The 18,617-nt window shown below is 33.0% G+C and carries 16 protein-coding genes, 5 tRNA genes and 3 pseudogenes; 19 read left to right on the top strand and 5 right to left on the bottom strand.

Annotated features, from left to right (window positions below):
• Nucleotides 1-139 precede the first annotated feature (139 nt).
• The 3 genes from pdaB (at nt 140) to Q428_RS01995 (ending at nt 2,378) form a co-directional block, all read left to right on the top strand.
• The gene (pdaB, locus tag Q428_RS01985; RefSeq protein WP_278244856.1) at nt 140-910 is read left to right on the top strand and encodes a polysaccharide deacetylase family sporulation protein PdaB; all 771 of its coding nucleotides are present in this window, start codon (nt 140-142) and stop codon (nt 908-910) included.
• A gap of 99 nt (nt 911-1,009) precedes the next feature.
• Nucleotides 1,010-1,606: a Mur ligase family protein gene (locus tag Q428_RS14325; protein ID WP_051514815.1), complete on the top strand. Its 597-nt coding sequence runs from the start codon at nt 1,010-1,012 to the stop codon at nt 1,604-1,606.
• A 97-nt stretch (nt 1,607-1,703) separates the two neighbouring features.
• The gene (locus Q428_RS01995; RefSeq protein ID WP_035377711.1) at nt 1,704-2,378 is read left to right on the top strand and encodes a single-stranded DNA-binding protein; all 675 of its coding nucleotides are present in this window, start codon (nt 1,704-1,706) and stop codon (nt 2,376-2,378) included.
• Between the two features lie 111 nt (nt 2,379-2,489).
• Here Q428_RS01995 and dapD read toward each other — a convergent pair.
• The 4 genes and pseudogenes from dapD to dapA form a co-directional block, all read right to left on the bottom strand.
• Nucleotides 2,490-3,208: pseudogene (gene dapD, locus Q428_RS02000) on the bottom strand (2,3,4,5-tetrahydropyridine-2,6-dicarboxylate N-acetyltransferase).
• A 96-nt stretch (nt 3,209-3,304) separates the two neighbouring features.
• Nucleotides 3,305-4,459 carry an aminotransferase A gene (locus tag Q428_RS02005; RefSeq protein ID WP_035377714.1) on the bottom strand — a complete coding sequence of 385 codons (1,155 nt, stop codon included), beginning with the start codon at nt 4,457-4,459 and terminating at the stop codon, nt 3,305-3,307.
• A gap of 153 nt (nt 4,460-4,612) precedes the next feature.
• Complete coding sequence (gene dapB, locus Q428_RS02010) at nt 4,613-5,392, bottom strand: 4-hydroxy-tetrahydrodipicolinate reductase (RefSeq protein WP_035377716.1); 780 nt, start codon at nt 5,390-5,392, stop codon at nt 4,613-4,615.
• Nucleotides 5,376-6,257, bottom strand: coding sequence for a 4-hydroxy-tetrahydrodipicolinate synthase (dapA, locus tag Q428_RS02015; RefSeq protein ID WP_035377719.1), 882 nt, complete (start codon nt 6,255-6,257; stop codon nt 5,376-5,378). The genes dapB and dapA overlap by 17 nt, the downstream gene beginning before the upstream one ends.
• A 164-nt stretch (nt 6,258-6,421) precedes the next feature.
• Between dapA and Q428_RS02020 the strand changes: the two genes are divergently transcribed.
• The gene (locus tag Q428_RS02020) at nt 6,422-6,652 is read left to right on the top strand and encodes an alpha/beta-type small acid-soluble spore protein (protein WP_035377721.1); all 231 of its coding nucleotides are present in this window, start codon (nt 6,422-6,424) and stop codon (nt 6,650-6,652) included.
• 33 nt (nt 6,653-6,685) lie between these two features.
• On the opposite strand, the gene Q428_RS02025 is transcribed toward Q428_RS02020, so the two are convergent.
• Complete coding sequence (locus Q428_RS02025) at nt 6,686-7,645, bottom strand: type I phosphomannose isomerase catalytic subunit (protein WP_035377723.1); 960 nt, start codon at nt 7,643-7,645, stop codon at nt 6,686-6,688.
• 144 nt (nt 7,646-7,789) lie between these two features.
• Between Q428_RS02025 and Q428_RS02030 the strand changes: the two genes are divergently transcribed.
• The 15 genes and pseudogenes from Q428_RS02030 to Q428_RS02095 all read left to right on the top strand — a co-directional run bounded on the left by Q428_RS02030 (nt 7,790) and on the right by Q428_RS02095 (nt 18,616).
• Nucleotides 7,790-8,533, top strand: coding sequence for a class I SAM-dependent DNA methyltransferase (locus Q428_RS02030; protein ID WP_035377725.1), 744 nt, complete (start codon nt 7,790-7,792; stop codon nt 8,531-8,533).
• A gap of 1 nt (nt 8,534) precedes the next feature.
• Nucleotides 8,535-9,403 (top strand): annotated as a pseudogene (hslO, locus tag Q428_RS02035) (Hsp33 family molecular chaperone HslO).
• A 414-nt stretch (nt 9,404-9,817) separates the two neighbouring features.
• The gene (gene megL, locus Q428_RS02040) at nt 9,818-11,014 is read left to right on the top strand and encodes a methionine gamma-lyase (protein WP_035377727.1); all 1,197 of its coding nucleotides are present in this window, start codon (nt 9,818-9,820) and stop codon (nt 11,012-11,014) included.
• A 272-nt stretch (nt 11,015-11,286) separates the two neighbouring features.
• Nucleotides 11,287-11,362, top strand: a tRNA-Val gene (locus Q428_RS02045).
• A 3-nt stretch (nt 11,363-11,365) separates the two neighbouring features.
• Nucleotides 11,366-11,442, top strand: a tRNA-Asp gene (locus Q428_RS02050).
• Between the two features lie 4 nt (nt 11,443-11,446).
• Nucleotides 11,447-11,522: transfer RNA gene (locus tag Q428_RS02055), tRNA-Phe, on the top strand.
• Nucleotides 11,523-11,532: 10 nt separating this feature from the next.
• Nucleotides 11,533-11,607 (top strand) — tRNA-Gly (locus tag Q428_RS02060).
• A gap of 3 nt (nt 11,608-11,610) precedes the next feature.
• Nucleotides 11,611-11,685: transfer RNA gene (locus Q428_RS02065), tRNA-Cys, on the top strand.
• 116 nt (nt 11,686-11,801) lie between these two features.
• On the top strand, nt 11,802-12,632 hold the full coding sequence (locus Q428_RS16245; RefSeq protein ID WP_051514816.1) for an MFS transporter: 831 nt from the start codon (nt 11,802-11,804) through the stop codon (nt 12,630-12,632).
• 11 nt (nt 12,633-12,643) lie between these two features.
• Nucleotides 12,644-13,021 carry an MFS transporter gene (locus Q428_RS16250; protein WP_051514817.1) on the top strand — a complete coding sequence of 126 codons (378 nt, stop codon included), beginning with the start codon at nt 12,644-12,646 and terminating at the stop codon, nt 13,019-13,021.
• A complete protein-coding gene (locus tag Q428_RS02075) occupies nt 13,022-13,702 on the top strand; it encodes a DUF6873 family GME fold protein (protein WP_051514818.1) in 681 nt (226 codons plus the stop codon).
• A gap of 145 nt (nt 13,703-13,847) precedes the next feature.
• Nucleotides 13,848-14,765, top strand: a complete 918-nt coding sequence (ytxC, locus tag Q428_RS02080) for a putative sporulation protein YtxC (protein ID WP_035377729.1) — start codon at nt 13,848-13,850, stop codon at nt 14,763-14,765.
• Nucleotides 14,766-14,881: 116 nt separating this feature from the next.
• A pseudogene (locus Q428_RS02085) lies at nt 14,882-16,377 on the top strand (spore germination protein).
• Nucleotides 16,367-17,482 carry a GerAB/ArcD/ProY family transporter gene (locus Q428_RS02090; protein ID WP_161633577.1) on the top strand — a complete coding sequence of 372 codons (1,116 nt, stop codon included), beginning with the start codon at nt 16,367-16,369 and terminating at the stop codon, nt 17,480-17,482. The pseudogene Q428_RS02085 and the gene Q428_RS02090 overlap by 11 nt, the downstream one beginning before the upstream one ends.
• Before the next feature lie 27 nt (nt 17,483-17,509).
• Nucleotides 17,510-18,616 carry a Ger(x)C family spore germination protein gene (locus tag Q428_RS02095; protein WP_035377733.1) on the top strand — a complete coding sequence of 369 codons (1,107 nt, stop codon included), beginning with the start codon at nt 17,510-17,512 and terminating at the stop codon, nt 18,614-18,616.
• Nucleotide 18,617: the final 1 nt, after the last annotated feature.

Raw genomic sequence — 18,617 nt, forward strand, 5'->3', positions numbered from 1 at the left:
CCCACAAAAACCCTGAATTTAGTTTATACAAAATCAAAGTTAAAATACATGAAGATATAGTCATATATACAAATAATTGTACTTAAGAAAAAATTAAATCAATAGAATATAGTATATATAACTATAAGGAGGAATTAGTTTGATAGAAAAAACCAGTTTAAAAAGAATAGGTTTAAATATTATATTAGTTAGCTTCCTTGTGCTTATGTCTCTATATTTTTCAGTTGGAAATGGAACGAAATACATGAAAGTGTTTTTAAATATTGAAAGGGACATACCAATATACAGTGTTGAAACCAATGAAAAAAAGGTAGCCTTGACCTTTGATGCAGCATGGGGAGAAGAATATACAGATGAAATACTTAAAATCTTAGAAAAAAATAATGTAAAGGCAACATTTTTTCTGGTTGGCAACTGGGTAGAAAGATACCCTGAAAAAGTAAAGAAAATACATGAAAAGGGACATGAAATAGGAAATCATTCAACGTCACATCCCCATTTTACAGAGCTAAATAACGAAAAAATAAAAGAAGAAATATTTATAACCAGTGAAAAAATAAAAGCTATAAACAATAAGGGAACCACATTATTCAGACCACCCTTTGGAGATTATAACAGCGAAGTAGTTAAGGCAGTAAAAGAAACCGGACACTACTGCATATTATGGGATGTGGATTCATTAGATTGGAAAAACCCCGGGGAGGATGTAATTTTAAGCAGAGTTATAGAAAAGACAGATAATGGCTCAATAGTTCTTTTTCATAACAATGCAGAGGAAACGCCAAAGGTATTAGACAGAATAATAAAGGAATTAAAGAAAAAAAATTTTACTTTTGTTAAAATGTCAGATTTAATTTACAAGGATAATTATTATATAGACAATTTAGGAAGACAAAAACGAATAAAATAAACAAAAAGTCAAATTGATATAGTAGAAAAGGTTTTTACTGAATAAATAATAAGCATAGTGTACAAGATAAATTAAAAGCACAGCATTGAGGTGAATTTTATGATAACCATAGGTGTACTTGGCAGCAGGGGTAAGTCCACAGTATCAGAGATAATAGAAGAAACAATAAAAAAACAATACAATGAGAAAGTGTGTGTTATTGGAACAAAAGAAGACAGCAGCAAAGCTTTTTTAAACCTTAAATCTGAAAAAATTGATTATTTAATAATCCTTATATCAAGGGAAGATATTATGGAAAAACGCCTTGATGATATTAAGTTTGATATTGTAGTTGAGACTTCACTTGATGAAGAAAGCACTGAGGTAATTGATGAAGTTCAAAATATAATGTGTAACTTAAAGGAAAATGGGTACTTTATTTTCAATTCAGATTCTATACACAGAATAAACTTTAAATGTGATAAAATATATCCAATAACATATGGATTAAATGGAAAAACAACAGTAACTGCTTCAAGTATTGATGATATAGAAAACCTCTGTTTCAGCTATTGTCTTCAAAGAACTTTATTTACAATAAAAAACTCAGTAGTTCAGCCATTTGAAAAGCCAATGAAGGTAAAAGGTACAAGTGAGGATATATATCCTTACCTTGCTGCTTATACATGTTTGTTATTAATTGGCTGTATTTTTTAAATTTTAATATAAAAAATAATCATATTTTTCCCTCTTCCTTAATATTAATAACATAGAAATTAAAATGTGTAGAAACACGAAGGGAGAGGGATGGGAAATGGCTTATAATTTATTATCCACAAACAAAGTATACATAGAGGGTAAAATAGTTTCAGAGTTGACATTTAGTCATGAGATGTATGGAGAGGGATTTTATAATTTTACAATTGAAGTTCCAAGACTTAGTGAATCCATGGACTATTTACCTGTAACTGTTTCTGAAAGGCTTATAGCTGCATTGGATACCAAGAAGGGGAATCTGATTAGAATTGAGGGACAGTTAAGATCATATAATAAATTCATTGAGGGTTCCAACAGACTAATCCTAACTATCTTTGCAAGGGATATTAATCCAATTGAGGAAATATCAAAATCTCCAAACCAGATCTGTCTGGATGGATTTATATGTAAGGATCCTGTTTACAGAACAACTCCTTTTGGCAGAGAAATAACAGATCTATTGCTGGCAGTTAACAGGCCATACAATAAATCCGACTATATTCCTGTTATAGCATGGGGTAGAAATGCGAGATTTTCAAGTATCCTTGAAGTAGGATCTCATATAAAAATCTGGGGCAGAATACAAAGCAGAGAATATGAAAAGAAATTATCAGATGACAATATTGTAAAGAGAGTTGCCTATGAAGTTTCAATTTCAAAGATGGAAAAGGTTAATGAAGATGATTTTGACAATGGAGAAAACGATATGAATGAAGAAAACTTCAGAGAATAACACATTTAGTATATAAAATCCCCATGGAAGGATTTTTAAAGAAGAAATTCAAAAAATCCTTCATGGGGATTAGGTTTTACGATTCCTTTAAGAATGCTGTAAGCTAATGTGTTATTTTCTTAAATCGTCAAGAAGCTGAGTTTTGTCCTTTGTCTTTTCATCTACTCTTTTAATAACCTTAGCAGGTGAGCCTGCCACAACAACACCACTTTCAACATTTTCAGTAACAACAGCACCAGCAGCAACAACAGCACCAGCACCAACTCTAACTCCCTCAAGTATAACTGCATTAGCACCTATTAAAACATTATCTTCGATAATAACAGGTTCTTTACTTGGTGGTTCAAGTACCCCTGCGATGACAGCTCCTGCACCAATATGGCAGTTTTTGCCTATAGTTCCTCTTGCTCCAACTACAGCATTCATATCGATCATAGTTCCTTCATCAATATGGGCACCTATGTTAATTACAGCTCCCATCATTATAACGGCATTTTTGCTATGTAAACTCTGTCCCTTATAATAGCACCTGGTTCTATTCTTGCATCAGTATGTCTAATATCCAACATAGGTATAGCTGAATTTCTTCTATCATTTTCCAATCTGAATTTCTTAATTTTTTCACTGTGTTTTTGTAAAAATTCTTCTACATCATTGTTTTCCCCAAAAATCACATAGAAGTTTCCACTTCCATAAACCTCAAGGTTATCATGGGAAACCCCTGATAAATCTCCATCAACATAAGCCTTAACTGGAGTTGATTTTTTAGCATCCTTTATAAATTTTGCTATTTCATAAGGATTGGTTAAATCATAATCTCTATTATTCATAGTAATTCTCACTCCTTTGTGCATTTCAATATAGAACAAATATAACATAACATCAGGGAATTTTTTTGTCAAATATCAGTAAGTTATAACAGTCTATTATAGGCTCAAGATGAACTTCTGAAGCCTGTTAAGTCCTTCTTCAAGTATTTCCATTGAATAGGCATAGGATATTCTTATATAACCTTCACCATATATAGAAAATGCATCGCCAGGAACAACTGCCACCCTTTCCTGTTCTAAAAGCTTAGATGCAAACTCAAAGGAAGTTAATCCAAATTTCTTTACAGATGGAAATATGTAAAATGCACCACTGGGTTTATTAACATCAAGTCCCATTGAAACAAGCCTGTCATATACGTAATCCCTGCGTTTTCTGTATTCGTTTCTCATAGCTTCAGCATCATTGAGACCGTTTTTTAAGGCTTCAAAGGCTGCATACTGGCTGATTGTTGAGGCACAGGTTGCATTATATTGATGTACCTTTAACATGTGTTTTGTAATATATTCAGGGGCAAAGGTAAAGCCAATCCTCCATCCTGTCATTGAATGTGATTTGGACAGACCGTTAATAACGATAGTTTTATTCCTTAAATCAGGAATAGAAGCAATGGAATTATGTTTTCCGTCAAAGGTGAGTTCACTGTATATCTCATCAGAAACAATAAAAATATTCTTATCCTTTAAGAGCTGACCTATTTTTAAAAGCTCATCAGAATCAAGGACACAGCCAGTTGGATTGGATGGATAGGGAATTACTATACATCTTGTATTATCCGTTATGTGACTTTCAATCAGTTCAGCAGTTAGTTTAAACCCAGAATTACAGGTATTGATATAAACAGGTTCTGCCCCACAAAGTTTTATAATAGGTTCATAGCCAGGATAAACAGGACCTGGCAAAATAACTTCACAACCTTCAGATAATATAGTTCGGAAGGTTATATCTAAAGCCTCACTGGCACCGTTGGTTGTGATAACTTCATTTTCAGGGTTATATAATAAGCCATATTTGTTATAAACAAAGTCTGCTGCAGCTTTTCTAAGTTCAATTAAACCAGCATTTTGTGTATATGAGGTTTTATTTTCATTAATTGCTCTTATTCCAGCTTCCTTTACGTGTTCTGGGGTTGTAAAGTCTGGTTGACCGATAGTAAGGGAAACTGCATCCTTATAGTTGACAACTAAATTATAAAATTTTCTTATTCCAGAAATCTGTATATTTTTAACTCTGTCATTTATAAGATTTTCCATTTAATCACCTTCCATTTATCAAATGGGTGTGGCTTCTACGAAAGGGTGGCTGAAAAGCCAAAGTAAATCTGTTATTATTAAGTGGTATTAAACAAACTTACCTGGCTGGTCAGCCACCCTGAAACTTAAAATATTTTAGAAGCCATATCTATATTATTTTAATACGTCCTGCATGTTATACATACCAGGCTCTTTTCCGTACATAAATCTAGCTGCTCGTACAGCACCGTAAGCAAAAACATCCCTTGACAGGGCATTGTGGTTAAGTTCAATAACCTCACCTGCACCTGCAAAGATAACCTGATGTTCTCCAACTATTGAGCCTCCTCTTATGGCATGAAGTCCAAGCTCCCTTTTCTCCCTTTTCTGAGTTTTAGAATGTCTGCCATAGATATATTCAAGTTCATTATTCAGACCTTCGTTAATCGCATCTGCAAGCATTAAAGCAGTTCCACTGGGGGAGTCCAGTTTTTGATTGTGATGTTTTTCTATTATCTCAATGTCAAAATCCTGATAAAGTTTTTTTGCAGCTTCCTTTACCAATGCCATCAATAAATTTATTCCAACAGACATATTAGCAGAGTGGAAAATAGGTATAGACCTTGAGGCATCTTTCATCTGCTGTTTTTCTTCCTGGGAAAAACCAGTTGTACAAATAACCAAGGCTGCTTTTTTATTTAACCCGAAATCCAGGAGAGAATTTAAGCAGACATGGTTTGAAAAATCAATAACAACATCCACATCCTCCTTGACTTCCAAAAGGGATGGATAGACTGGATATTCATTTTTAAATCTGAGAGGCTCCTTGTCAACACCGCAGACAACTGTCATATCCTTTATTTCAGAAATAATCTTTGTTAAAACCTGACCCATTTTACCATTACAACCATGAAGAAGAACCTTCATAACTTCACCTCTAAAACTTGATTCCATAATTGGACATAGCCTTTTTCAAAGTTTCAACGTTATTTGGTGACATTTCAAACAATGGTAGTCTTAAATGGCCAACTTCCATGCCCATAATGTTCATAGCGGTTTTAACAGGTATAGGGTTAGTTTCAATGAATAAAGCTTTTATCAATTGGAACATTTTAAGCTGCATTTCGCAGGCACCCTTTACATCTCCATTCAGGAATTTTTCACACATATCGTGTGTATCCTTTGGAAGAATATTTGCAACAACAGAAATAACACCTTTAGCCCCAAGTGCCATCATTGGAATAGTTTGATCATCATTACCAGAATATATATCCAGATTGTCACCGCAAAGAGCTGCTATCTCAGCTAATTGTGAGAAATCCCCACTGGCTTCTTTAATTGCAACAATGTTGTGGAGTTTAGATAATTCATATACAGTTTGTGGAGCTATGTTAAAACCAGTTCTTCCTGGTACATTATAAATTATAATGGGTTTTGTAACAGCTGCTGAAATAGCTTTAAAGTGTTCAATACAACCTCTTTGAGTTGTTTTGTTATAATATGGAGTTATAACTAAAAGTCCATCAACACCAATGCTCTCTGCCCATCTGCTCATTTCAACTGATGCTTTAGTGTTGTTGCTTCCAGTTCCAGCTATAACAGGAATTCTTCCTTTAACAACGTCAACAGTGAATTTAATAGTCTCTTTTCTTTCTTGTTCGCTCATTGTTGAGGCTTCTCCTGTTGTTCCGCAGACTATAATAGCATCGGTTTTTTGCTCTATATGCCACTCTAAAAGTTCTTCCAGTTTTTTAAAATCTACACCATTATCGTTAAATGGAGTAACAATTGCAACACCTGAACCAGTAAATAGACTCATTTTAATCATCCTTTCATTTCTTCGTATTAATAATATTATATGCAAGCTTAAATTTAGTTTGCAACAAAATTATGTTAATATTGCTAAGTTATTCTTAGATAAAGAGGACTAATTTGAATAAAAAATAATTTATTATGCAAAATAGAGTCAAGGGGGTGTATTTTATGACGACACCTTTTAAAAAGATAGTAAAAGCAAAGATTAAAGCAAAAAAACAACTTAGTGATGTTGAGGCAGAGCGTGAAAAAATTAAATATGAAATTGCAGAAGAACTTGGGCTTGCCGATAAGGTAAAAAAATATGGCTGGAGCGGTTTAACAGCCGAGGAAACTGGAAGAATAGGCGGAATAATGACAAAGAGAAATAAGGACAATGGTCGCAAATGGAACAAATGACATACAAAGATTTCACTTTGTATGTCATTTGTTTTAAATATGTGTTTTTATTAAAGTGATTTCTCCTAAAATCTCATAATTTCCTATACCTGCAGGAAGCATAAAGCTGCATCCAGGCGGTATATCATAAACTACATTGCAGTGTATAAGTTTTCCACTTCCCTGTATACAAGTAAAAGTAAAAAAGGAATCCATAGAGGAATAATCTTCAAACCTTTCAGACACCTTAACAAGATCTATTTTAAAATAGCTGCAATTTATGACAGATGAAAAATTATATCCCCCAAAAGAAGATATTGCAGGCTGAATAACCTCACCTTTAAAATTAAAATCTATAACATCCAATGCTTTATCAATATGAAGAGGTCTTAAATTTCCCTTTTTATCCACTCTATTCCAATCATAAATCCTATAGGTCAAATCACAGTTTTGTTGTATTTCTAAAATCAGAACTCCATCTAATATAGCATGAACAGTACCAGAAGGAATAAAGACAAAATCACCATTTTTTATATCAACAAAGCGAAGACATTCCTCAATATTGCCACTATATAGTGAGTTTAAAAAATCTCCCTTGTTTATATCCTTTTTGGTTCCATATATAAGCTGAGCGCCTTTTTTTCCATTAACAACGTACCATGCCTCTGTTTTTCCTGATTCCCCTTCGTATTTAAGTGCATATTCATCTGTTGGATGAACCTGAACAGAAAGTTTATCCTTAGCATCTATGAATTTGATTAATAAAGGAAACTTATTAAATCCTCTGCAGTTATTCCCAAGAAGCTTAAATCCATACATTTCAATAAGCTCTGATAATTTCTTGTCCTTTAAAAAACCATTAGATACAACACTGTCATCTTCACCATGACAACAAATTTCCCAGCTTTCTGCGATATTTCCATCTGGAATTTTTCTATTGAATATTTTTTCTAAATTTCTACCTCCCCAAATAGTGCTTTTATAAATAGGATTGAAAAATAATGGATAAAGCATAAAAAATCCCCCCTATTAACTGATACTTAATAAAGACCAGCTATATGCAGATTTTTAATAAAAATTTAAAAGAAGGGATATTGTTGATTTTTTATTTAAAATAATTGATAATATATTAGTAATTTATAAGGAAAGGAGAAGAAAATGGAACAATACACACATTTAGCACAGGTTTATGATGATATGATTGATATGGAATACGACAAATGGATGGAATTTCTAAAGGAATATTTCAAGGGTAAAGATATAAATTTAAAAGGCAAAAAGGCCCTTGAACTTGGCTGCGGAACTGGTAATATGACATTTAGACTTAAGGAAAATGGAATTGACGTTACTGCAGTTGATATTTCAAGGGATATGCTGACAATAGCTGAGGAGAAGGCAAGAAATAAAAGGCTGAAAATAATGTTTTTGAATCAGGATATGACCAAGATAAACACAGGTAAGGAATATGATTTTGTTTTCTCTTTCTGTGATGGATACAACTACATATTGACAGAGGAAAAATTAGAAAAAAGCTTTAAGGGTGTATATAAACATCTAAAACCAGGTGGTTATTTTATTTTTGATATAAGTACAAGTCATAAACTTAAAAACATAATGGGCAACAATACCTTTACAATGAACCGTGATGAACTTTGCTATATCTGGGATAATTACCTTGAAGATGATATACTTGAGATGTATATAACTTTCTTTGTAAAGGAAGGGGTTTTATATAGAAGATTTGATGAAAAACATGAGCAGAAAATTTATGATTTAAACAATCTGAAACAAATTTTAATTGAAACAGGATTTAAAAATGTAGAGGTTTATGAAGATTATTCCTTTGAATCAGTTAAAGAAAACAGTATCAGAGGAACTTTTATAGCATATAAGGAGGAGTAATATGGCATATATATTAAGAGGAACAGCATTAAATGGCGATGTAAGATTATTTGCAGCAATAACTACAGATCTAGTTGAAAAAGCAAGACAGATACACGATTTATCACCAACTGCTTCAGCTGCTCTTGGAAGGCTTTTAACAGCAGGGGCAATGATGGGAGCAATGCAAAAAGGAGAAAAGGATACTATAACAATAAGGATGAATGGCGGTGGACCTGCTGGAAACATTATTGTTGTAGCTGATTCAAAGGGAAGGGTGAAGGGGTATATGTCAAATCCTAATGTAGATATACCTTTAAACCAGAGGGGGAAGCTTGATGTAGGAGGAGCAATCGGTAAAGATGGAATGCTCAACATTGTGAAGGACATGGGACTTAGGGAACCATATGTAGGTCAGGTTCCTATATATACCGGTGAAGTTGGAGATGATATTGCCTATTATTTCAACATATCTGAACAGACACCAACAGCAGTTCCTGTTGGAGTTCTAGTGGATACAGACAGAACAATAAAAGCAGCAGGAGGCTTATAATTCAAATAATGCCTGGAGCAAATGAGATGATTGGAGATATAATTACTTTTAGGTTACAGGAAATACCTCCAATATCAAAATTAATTGCTGAAGGAAAATCAGGTGAAGATATATTAAACCTTTTATTTGATGATATGGATTTGAAAATTTATGAAAAACTTGAGGTTGACTATGTCTGTGACTGTTCAAAGGAACGTGTTGAAAGGGCACTTATTGCATTAGGAAGAGATGAACTTACAAAGTTGAAGGAAGAAGAAGAGAACATTCAGATTGAATGTCATTTCTGCAATAAAAAATATCTGTTTACAAAAGAGGATATAGAAAATTTAATGAAATAAAAACAGCCTTTTAATAGGCTCCAGGCTGTTGAAAAGTTATATGTTGATTAGCCCCATGAATGAATTTCATAGCATTCATGGGGCTTTTAGCAACATTTATATGGAAAATAATATTATTTAAACGAAATATATATTAACATTTATGGAAATATGATACAATATATTTGTAAATTTTCTCATTTAAAGTAGCGTTTGAGCTAGAAGTATAATAAAGAGTTAAATGTAAATAATAAATTCGAAATATTTTGCCACTTTAAAACTTTGAACCATTAACAAAGTTTGTTAAGTGGTTGAAATTAAAAAAGCATAATGCTAGAATGAATATGTCGAATATTTTCGCAATTTGTTATTTTAAAACTTTAAAGATTATACTAAAAATTTAATTTATATTAATGTATAAGGAGGCAATTAACGATGCACGACATTAAGAACAAAGGCTACAACACAAAGCTAGTACATGCTGGACAACATCCAGATCCACTGACAGGAGCTCTTTCAACTCCAATTTATCAAACATCAACATTCGTTTTTGAAAATGTTGAACAGGGAGCAGCTAGATTTGCATTAGAGGAAGCAGGTTACATCTACACAAGATTAGGTAACCCAACACAAGCTCAATTAGAAGAAAAAATGGCAATTCTAGAAGGTGGAGAAGCAGCACTTGCAGTTGCATCAGGTATGACAGCAATAGCAGCTCCAATCTGGACTATGTGTAAAGCAGGAGACCATATAGTTGCTTCAGATACTTTATATGGATGTACATTTGCTTTATTGTCACATCAAATGCCAAAATTTGGAATAGAAGTTACATTTGTTGATGCAAAGAATTTAGAAAATGTAAAGAATGCAATGAAGAGCAATACAAAATTAGTTTATATCGAAACACCAGCAAACCCAACTTTGGATTTAATTGATATTGAAGGAATAGCAAAAATAGCTCATGATGGTGGAGCACAGCTTATGGTTGACAATACATTTATGTCACCATATGGACAAAGACCACTTGAACTTGGTGCAGATATAGTTATTCACAGTGCAACAAAATACATAAATGGACATGGCGATGTTATAGCAGGTATTGTAGTAGGTAAGCAGGATTTCATCAACGAAGTTAGACTAGTTGGTATAAAGGATATCACAGGAGGATGCATAAGCCCATTTAACGCTTGGTTAATACTTAGAGGATTAAAGACTCTTGGCATCAGAATGGATAGACACTGTGCAAACGCAATGAAGATTGCAAAATATTTAGAAGCACACCCAATGGTAGAAAAAGTATATTATCCAGGACTTGAAAGTCATCCACAACATGAATTAGCTAAGAAGCAAATGTTAAACTTCGGTGGAATGATAGCATTCGAAATTAAGGGTGGTGTAGAAGCAGGAAGACAGCTTATGAACAGCGTTGAACTTTGTACACTTGCTGTTAGCTTAGGAGATGCTGAAACACTGATACAACATCCAGCTTCAATGACACACTCACCAGTTCCAAGGGAAGAGAGATTAGCTGCAGGAATTACAGATGGTCTTGTAAGACTTTCAGTAGGTCTAGAAGACGCAGAAGATATTATTGCAGATTTAGAACAAGCTATTCAAAAAATAAAACTTTAATATTAAATTTAAATCCCCTTGAGGTAACCCCTTCAGGGGATTTTTTATGCCGTTTTTTACAAGATAAAGCTTTTAACCTATTGACAGATAAAGTTTATTTAGACTTTACTCAGGAAGTTTAATAAAAAAGATTTAAAAAGGTGTTGACATAAAGACTAAAAGAGGATATCATAATACATGTCAGCAGGAAAACAGATGATTACAAAATGTGGTAAGTAGTGTTGACAATTTAAAAGGTCCATGGTAAAATTAAAAATGTCTTTAGGAAATATGGGCGCATAGCTCAGCTGGGAGAGCATCTGCCTTACAAGCAGAGGGTCACAGGTTCGATCCCTGTTGTGCCCACCATATGGCCTAGTAGCTCAGTTGGTTAGAGTGCCGGCCTGTCACGCCGGAGGTCGAGGGTTCGAGCCCCTTCTAGGTCGCCAATTTGCCCAGATAGCTCAGTCGGTAGAGCAGGGGACTGAAAATCCCCGTGTCGCTGGTTCGATTCCGGCTCTGGGCACCAAATTTAATATGCGGGAGTGGCTCAGTGGTAGAGCGTCACCTTGCCAAGGTGAACGTCGCGGGTTCGAATCCCGTCTTCCGCTCCACATGGCGGCATAGCCAAGCGGTAAGGCAGAGGTCTGCAAAACCTTTATTCACCAGTTCAAATCTGGTTGCCGCCTCCATAAACTCACATGTTTCATGTGAGTTTTTTTATTGTAACTCCGGTTATTTTGTATTATTATGAAAATATCACAATAAATTTGATTATTTTCATAAAAAATGCATCGGGGGGATTTCAATGAATATAAAAAGTGCCGTCAAAAATTCTTTTCCAGCCTTTACCCACAGAAATTTTACATTATTCTGGTGTGGTCAGGTAGTTTCTTTAATCGGCAGCTGGATGCAAAACGCTGCATTAAGCTGGTTAGTGTATACCATAACAAACGATAGACTTTTATTATCTCTTATGACAGTGGTTCAGTTTACACCTCTTTTCTTCTTATCTCTTCCCTTTGGAATAATAGTAGAAAAATATCCAAAAAGAAAAATCATAATATTTACCCAGACTATGCTGCTTATTGCTGCATTCATGTTGTTTTTGCTCATAGCTACAGATAACATAAAATATCCATACATACTTATAATTGTATCTGTAATTGGAACTGTACAAGCCCTTGATAATCCTGCAAGACAATCCTTTGTTGTGGAAATGGTGGAAGGTCGTGAACACCTGTTAAATGCAATTGCTCTAAATTCTGCTGCTTTTAACGGAGCAAGACTTATAGGGCCTGCCTTTGCCGGTAAGGTTATGTCTGTTTTTGGTGCCAAATGGTGTTTCTTTTTTAATGCAGTAAGTTTTCTTGCTGTCTTAATAGGCCTTTTAATGATGAGAATGGAAGATAAACCAGCTAGAAAAAATGTAGAAAATCCATTTAAAGAGATACTAGAGGGAATAAAATATATAGGAAAAACCCCAAAACTTTTATATACTTTTATGGTAGTTGCAATTATACCAACATTTTGTATAAACTTTAATATACTAATTCCAATATATACAAAGGACATACTACATCTAAAGGAAGAGGCCTTTGGTATGCTACTATCAGCTCTAGGCCTTGGTGCCTTATAGGAGCTATATCTGTGGCAGCAAAGGGTAAAAGGGAGAGAGCTCTGAATTACCAGCTTATTGGATCCAGTGGTTTAGCAATATTTTTAATTCTCCTTAGTTTTTCAAAAAACTATTATCTATCATTAATTTTACTGACCTTCTCAGGATTTTTTATGATAATGTTCAACACAACATCCAATAGTATTATGCAGTTTAATTCTCCAGATGAAATGAGGGGGAGAATTATGAGTGCCTATTCCCTTGTTTTTGGGGGGCTTATACCAGTAGGTAGTTTTTATGCAGGTATGCTGTCAAAATATTTCGGACCGGAGATAACATTCAGAGTAAGTGGGATAATAGGATTTGTGGGATTTTATTTACTTTTTAGAAAACGAAAGGAGCTGTGTTAGTTGGAAAAGTTCATTGAGGAACCTAACCTGCCAAAGGGCAGGATTTCTCTGGCTTTAATTGATGGAAGGGTTCCTTTTGATATGGAAAAAAAACTAAAGGAAAAAGGAATAAGATTAATAAAAACATTTAAAAATAACGATGTGCTGGAGGCAGTTTCCTATCATCCAGATATCATGGTGCATCATTTAGGAAAAAATGATATAATATTAGCCCCTAATATAAATAAAGGGGTTATTGAAGCTTTAGAAGAGGAGGGCTTTAATATTATTTTCGGCAGGGAGCCTGTGAAAGGTCCTTACCCAGGGGATGTACCATATAATGCAGCAAGGGTTTCAAATTACGTAATCTGTAACATAAAAACCACAGACATCAGGCTTTTAAATGAACTATACTTAAGAAATTTAAATATAATAAATGTTAAACAGGGTTATTCAAAATGTTCAACGGCAGTTGTATCAAAGGATGCAATAATAACATCGGATCAGGGAATATATAATGCTGTTAAAAATCAACTGGATGTCCTTTTAATAGAACCGGGTTATATAGATTTATTTGAGATGGATTATGGTTTTATAGGGGGAGCTTCAGGGTGTATGTCAGAATCTGAAATATGCTTTTTTGGAAATATAAAGACTCATCCTCAGCATCAAAAAATAGAAAAATTTTTTGTTAAAATATAGCAAAAAAATAATTAATTTAAGTGAAAATAGACTGCTGGATTTGGGGACACTAATCACTTTAAAGGAATATAGTATATAGACCAGAAAAATTTTTCTGTATAGCAATTTTTCTGGCACATATACTATTGTTGAAGGGAGTGATAAGATGATTCTCCTGTCAGTAGGATACAGCAAAAACAATAGAGATATATATGTAAGCCTTAATGAATTATGCAAATTCTTTAGAGATAAAAATATAAATATGGCTATTGCTGAAAACGACGTTGGAGGTATGCATTATATAAAATGCATACTTAAAGATACTGAAAAGGATATAAAAAGCTTTGAAGAGTGCAGGGAACTGTATTATATCTATTGTGCCAATATAATTTACGATTTTCTAATCAGAGAATATGAGGTGGAAAACTTAGAAAAGCTGATAAGTGAAAATTACGAATACTTGGATGCTAAGGACTTAGAAGAAATAAAGTCAAGGTGCATCTCGGTTATAATGGGAAATGGAATATTTACTGCCCAGGATTTAATTCTTAGCATCAACAGAAAAAACAATATCCTGAAGAAAATTGAAGAATACCTTCAGGAATCAAGTGAAATTATCCTGGATGGTTTTATAACCTTTAGATTAAGGGAATTCAATTCGGATCTGCAGAATATAATAGAGCAGGTTGTGGATGAATATATAGCAGAGAGGGAATATAGTGAGTTCATAAAATTATTAAAATACTTTGTTGATATTCAGGAGAGCAAATTTGAGTCCTTAAATATATATATACTAAATGGTGGAGATTACCGTATTGAAGATGATAACTGTAATGATATTACCAAGGAGATGTTCGAAGATTTTAATATTGAAAATATAAAAGGTGAAATAAATAAACATGACCTGCTGATAAGCTCACTGATAACATCTGCACCAAAGAAAATTACAATCCATGGTATTGAAAATTCTCAAAATCAAGAGGTTTTAGATACTTTAAAAAATATCTTTTCAGATAAAATTATTTATTGTTCCGGATGTGACAGATGTAAAAATAAGAATATAGATATATTAATACCGAAATAAATTAAACCCGTATTATGTTAGCAGCATAATGCGGGTTTAATATTTAAAGTTTAGAAAAATAGTATATTTAATCCAATAAATGCTAAAAATATAATCAATTTATAAAAGAAATGGTGATGATTATGGATAGTAACAGCCTTGAACAGAATATAAACCTGATAAGAAACAATATAGGCACTAAAAATTATTTAACGGTTAAGGAATTTTATATTGGAAAGGAACAGCCCCTTGATGCAGCTATTGTTTTTATTAGCGGACTTGTAAATAAAGAAATAATAGACAGGGATGTTTTAGCACCCCTTATGTACAAAGTTAATGAAAATCTGACAGGCAAAGCTAATCTTGCAGATTATTTATCTAAAACATATATCCCAATGAGTAATACAGATGTTATAGAAAAGATGGACGATATCATAACTATGATAAAAAGAGGAAAAACTGCTATTTTAATAAATGGCATGACAGAGGCAATCCTAATAGATGCGGCAGGGGGAGAAGCTAGAAGCATTATAGAACCTGAAAACGAAACCACAGTTAAGGGTGCAAGGGATGGTTTTACAGAAAAATTAGAAACTAATATATCAACAATAAAAAGAAGAATAAAGGATAAGGATTTAATGATAGAAACCTTTACCTTGGGAAGGCGTACCCAAAGTGAAGTAGCTGTTTTTTATATAGACAGCATTGTTGATAAAAATATACTTAATGAACTGAGAAAAAGAATAAAAGCAGTAGATATAGATGGAGCCATATCCCTTGGAATGCTGCAGCAATACATAGAAGATTACACTTATACTGTTTTTCCACAGTCCTTTACAACAGAAAGACCAGACAGGGCAGTTGCAGAATTACTGGAAGGACGTATTATAGTAATTATTGAAGGTTATCCAGTTGCAATGAGTATCCCATCTCTTTTTATTCAGTTTTTTCAGGCAGTTGAAGATTATAATCAAAGAACAGTTGTTGCAAGTTTTTCAAGGATATTAAGGGTTTTTGCAGCATTTATAGTATTAACACTTCCATCTATTTACTTAACTTTAATAAAGTATAACGTAGAGCTTATTCCTATAAAATTTGTAACCCCAATAGTACAGTCAAGGGTAGGCATAGCATTGACCCCATTTATGGAGATTGTTCTGATGTCAATAATAGTTGAGTTTTTAAGGGAAGGAGGACTTAGACTTCCTTCAAAGATTGCCCAGACCCTGAGCTTAGTTGGAGGTATTATCATAGGTGATACTGCAATAAAATCAAAGATTGTAAGTCCTGCAACATTGCTCATTGTTGGAGTTACAGTTGTTGCAACTTTTTTAATACCCAACTACGATATGTCACTGTGTATAAGAATTCTGCAGTTTCCAGTGCTTATATTGGCAAATATGATGGGGATTCTTGGTATAGCAATAGCCTGGTTTTTAATTTTAGCCCACCTGTCATCTTTAGACAGTTTTGGTGTACCATATTTTGAATTTCATTTAAGTGATTTGAAGGATACATTTATAAGGCTCCTTTATGGAAAATGAATAAACGGCCAGAGGGGATTCCAAATACTAATCCAACCAGGCAGGTTGATTTCAGGAATAAATTTAGGAGAAATGGAAATGAACAATAGGGAGAAAATTCTCAAAGAGAATGATTATAATTTAACCAGCAGTCAATATACAGCAGTTGTTTTTGGAACAATGGTTGGAGTATCTACAATCAGTATAACTAAGGGAATTGTTAGATATGCACATCAGGATCTATGGATTTCTACAGCTGTTGGAGCAATTTTTCCAATATATATATTTATATTAACAATGGTTATATTTAAAAAATCTCCTGGTGAAAATATACTTACATTAAACAGGAAATATTTTGGAAAGTTTGCAGGTGGTTTGTTAAATTTAATTTTACTCGTTTATTTTCTTATTACTCTATTGATTATAGGCAACACATATATTGATATGATAACCACCTTTAGTGCAGGATTTTTATCCCCTTTTAAAGTTGCACTGGCAGTTTTCGCGGTTTCTGCCTATGCAGCATCAAATGGCTTGAGGGTTGTGGCTAAAGTATCTCAGATTGCCCTTTATCTTACATTTTTACTTATTCTACCTTCAATCATGGCATTAAAGGAAGCTAAAATAATAAACATATATCCAGTTTTTGAATCAGGCTTCAGTGGAATTGTAAATGGAGGAATTGAAGCATTTAAACAATATCTTGGTATAGAGATAATTTTCATTATTTACCCTTATCTAAAGCAAAAAGATAAAATGGCAAAGGTAACTGTTAATGCGATTTTATTGACTACCCTTGTTCATGTATGGATTGGGTTTATATCTGTTTACTATTTAGGTTCAGATGTAATATTAAAAAGTGACTGGTCATTTTTACTTGTTACTGAAAGTGTTACTATTTCATTGATAAATAACTTTAGATACATATTTATTCTTGTATGGTCTTTGATTATTCTAAAAAGTATTTCTTTATACTACAGTGCCTTGTTATTTTGTTTAAAGGACTTTACATCAAATAAATTCCAATATAAAATACTGGCTTTTGTAGTACTACCCTTATTGGTGCTTTTATGCATTGAATTTGAAAATATTTTTCCTACAGAAGAAATATTGAATTTTATAACTATATCATATGAGATTTACCTTATATTTCTGGGAACCTTGATGGCTATAACAGTTTCAATAAAATCACCAAAAGAACAACGTAAAAATTAATAAAAACAAGGGGATACAGTTTGAAATATGAAAAGATACTTAATCATAATTACCATTTTATTAACCTATATGTTTTATCTGTATGGAAACACAAGAGTTCCTATTGAAGAAGTAGATATTATTGTTGGATTTGGCTATGATGTAATGGATAAAAGCAATGGACAGATACAATATTCAGTTCCATTTAATTCTTATATTTTCAAACCAAATGAAGAAAAACTCAGTGTAACAAAAACAGGCAGGGGAAAGAACCTGACAGAGGCTGAACAGGACAGGGATTCAAAGGTAGAAAGAAAGTATATAAGCGGTCTTGAAATGGTTTATGTAATAAGTGAAAAATATGCAAAAATGGGAATAAAAGACCTAATTGATGAGCGATTTAGAAATACAGAGGCAAACGATATGGCATATGTTGTTGTATGTAAAGGGAACAGTGAGGATATATTTAGTTTTCAGGAGCTTGGCTATATCAGTACATCAGATTATATCTACGGGTTGATGAAGAACATTGATGGGTATAATTTTTTTTCTCAAAACTATAAACTTATAGATGTCTTTGTAAGGATGGATTCAAAGGGAAGGCAGGTACTATTGCCTTACATAGAGATTAGTAAAAATGGGCTGAATTTAACAGGATTAGCTTTGTTTAATAAAGATAAGATGGTAAAAAAAATCGATATAAAGGAAGCTAGAATTTTAAATTTACTGAGAGAAGATAATGTTAAAGGTGTATTATCCATTAGAAAGGATAATAAAAAATATATAGATTTTTATGCAAAGAGCAAAAATAGAAAAGTAAAATGTTATAAAGAAAATGGCAAATATAAATTTGATATAAATTTGACATTAACGGGAGAAATTATCTCTAACACTCTTTATGAAGATATATTAAGCAGCAAAGATGTGAAAGAGAAGTTTGAGAAGGATATGAAGCAACAGGTTGAAAATATGTGTAATGAGTTCATTAATAAAATGCAGTATCAATATAAAATAGATTGTTTAGAACTTGGAAGGTATGGAGCTGCTGAATTTGGGAGACTAAAAAATGTAGATTGGAATGAGATTGTTTCAAATTCCGAGATAAAAGTAAATGTAAAGGTTATGGTTGAGAGTGAAGGCAGGGGAGATTATTAAC

Origin of the sequence: Fervidicella metallireducens AeB, assembly GCF_000601455.1 — a bacterium.
In the GTDB taxonomy this organism is placed as follows: domain Bacteria; phylum Bacillota; class Clostridia; order Clostridiales; family Caloramatoraceae; genus Fervidicella; species Fervidicella metallireducens.

Excerpts from the sequence above, each read along its gene's own strand:
- Q428_RS14325 (WP_051514815.1), top strand. The coding sequence starts at position 1,010 with ATGATAACCATAGGTGTACTTGGCAGCAGGGGTAAGTCCACAGTATCA.
- Q428_RS01995 (WP_035377711.1), top strand. The coding sequence starts at position 1,704 with ATGGCTTATAATTTATTATCCACAAACAAAGTATACATAGAGGGTAAA.
- Q428_RS02005 (WP_035377714.1), bottom strand. The coding sequence starts at position 4,459 with ATGGAAAATCTTATAAATGACAGAGTTAAAAATATACAGATTTCTGGA.
- dapB (WP_035377716.1), bottom strand. The coding sequence starts at position 5,392 with ATGGAATCAAGTTTTAGAGGTGAAGTTATGAAGGTTCTTCTTCATGGT.
- dapA (WP_035377719.1), bottom strand. The coding sequence starts at position 6,257 with ATGAGTCTATTTACTGGTTCAGGTGTTGCAATTGTTACTCCATTTAAC.
- Q428_RS02020 (WP_035377721.1), top strand. The coding sequence starts at position 6,422 with ATGACGACACCTTTTAAAAAGATAGTAAAAGCAAAGATTAAAGCAAAA.
- Q428_RS02025 (WP_035377723.1), bottom strand. The coding sequence starts at position 7,645 with ATGCTTTATCCATTATTTTTCAATCCTATTTATAAAAGCACTATTTGG.
- Q428_RS02030 (WP_035377725.1), top strand. The coding sequence starts at position 7,790 with ATGGAACAATACACACATTTAGCACAGGTTTATGATGATATGATTGAT.
- megL (WP_035377727.1), top strand. The coding sequence starts at position 9,818 with ATGCACGACATTAAGAACAAAGGCTACAACACAAAGCTAGTACATGCT.
- Q428_RS16245 (WP_051514816.1), top strand. The coding sequence starts at position 11,802 with ATGAATATAAAAAGTGCCGTCAAAAATTCTTTTCCAGCCTTTACCCAC.
- ytxC (WP_035377729.1), top strand. The coding sequence starts at position 13,848 with ATGATTCTCCTGTCAGTAGGATACAGCAAAAACAATAGAGATATATAT.
- Q428_RS02090 (WP_161633577.1), top strand. The coding sequence starts at position 16,367 with ATGAACAATAGGGAGAAAATTCTCAAAGAGAATGATTATAATTTAACC.
- Q428_RS02095 (WP_035377733.1), top strand. The coding sequence starts at position 17,510 with ATGAAAAGATACTTAATCATAATTACCATTTTATTAACCTATATGTTT.